The 1,303-nt window shown below is 67.2% G+C and carries 2 protein-coding genes and 1 tRNA gene; 1 reads left to right on the top strand and 2 read right to left on the bottom strand.

Annotated elements, in window-relative coordinates; genetic code table 11:
• Positions 1-300: selenium-binding family protein (locus CQZ88_RS31685; protein WP_258008748.1), on the top strand; the 300-nt coding region annotated here is incomplete at its 5' end.
• A gap of 147 nt (positions 301-447) precedes the next feature.
• Here CQZ88_RS31685 and CQZ88_RS23560 read toward each other — a convergent pair.
• Positions 448-525, bottom strand: a tRNA-His gene (locus CQZ88_RS23560).
• 83 nt (positions 526-608) lie between these two features.
• A complete protein-coding gene (gene orn, locus CQZ88_RS23555; RefSeq protein ID WP_029543010.1) occupies positions 609-1,208 on the bottom strand; it encodes an oligoribonuclease in 600 nt (199 codons plus the stop codon).
• Positions 1,209-1,303: the final 95 nt, after the last annotated feature.

Raw genomic sequence — 1,303 nt, 5'->3', positions numbered from 1 at the left:
GAGCCGCACCCGGCGGATCCGGGCCTCCGGCTCGCGGGAGCTCCGCAGATGGTGGAGGTCAGTCGCGACGGGCGCCGGGTCTACGCCACCAACTCGCTCTATGCGGCCTGGGACGAGGTCTTCTACCCAGACGGGGTGGGGGCGTGGATGGCGAAGTTCGATGCCGACGTCTCCGCCGGTGGTCTGGTCATCGACCGTGGATTCTTCCCGCACGGCGACGACTTCCGCGGACGCAGGGTGCACCAGACCCGCCTGCAGGGCGGGGATGCGTCCAGCGACTCGTACTGCTTCACCGGGTGATCGCCGTTGCACGGCGGGTCGATCGCGCGATTCGGCGGTCGTCCGCCCAAGCGCCGCATCTCGGGACGGAGCGCTGGTGCAGAGCTGCGCGACGCCGAAAAAGACGAGTCCCTGACCGGCATCTCTGCTGGTCAGGGACTCGCCCTGTGGGGGTGAGTGACGGGACTCGAACCCGCGACAGCCAGGATCACAACCTGGTGCTCTACCAACTGAACTACACTCACCATCGCATTCGCGATCGGCCTGGGCCGGTTGCGCCTGCGGTACAGATACTAGCCTGACTTTGCCGGAAACGGCGAATCCGCAGGTCAGGCCGGACCCAACTCCTTCGTGACAGCGGCGATCTCGGCCGACGGAGGGCCCGGTGGGGCGACGAACGCGGTCCGCCGGTAGTACCGCAGCTCCCGAATCGACTCCTTTATGTCGGCGAGCGCCCGATGCGACAGGCCCTTCGCCGGCTGCCCGAAGTAGATCCGCGGGTACCAGCGCCGGCACAGCTCCTTGACGGAGCTGACGTCCACCATGCGGTAGTGGAGGTAGGCGTCGAGCTCGGGCATGTCGCGGGCGATGAACCCGCGGTCCGTCGCGATCGAGTTGCCGGCCAGCGGCGCGGTGCCGGCCTCCGGGACGTGGGCCCGGATGTAGTCGAGCACCATCTTCTCCGCCTCGGCGACGCTCACCGTGGACCGGCGCACCTCGTCGGTGAGCCCGGAGCGCTCGTGCATCTGGGTGACGACGTCCGGCATCGCGGCGAGCGCGTCGTCGTCGGCGTGGATGACGATGTCCACCCCGTCGCCGAGCACGTTGAGATCACTGTCGGTGACGAGGGCGGCGATCTCGATCAGCTTGTCGCTGTCGATCCGCAATCCGGTCATTTCGCAATCGATCCACACAAGTTTGTCCTGCACGAAACACAGAGTAGTCAGGCCGGTCGTGGCGATAAGGTCACGGTGACCATTCCGCGGCCGCACGTGGACGAGGAGGACACCGCATGACGGTCGAT

The sequence above is a fragment of the Rhodococcus sp. ENV425 genome (assembly GCF_002887785.1).
In the GTDB taxonomy this organism is placed as follows: Bacteria; Actinomycetota; Actinomycetes; order Mycobacteriales; family Mycobacteriaceae; genus Rhodococcus; species Rhodococcus aetherivorans.
This window is presented reverse-complemented; position numbering and strand designations above follow the sequence as displayed.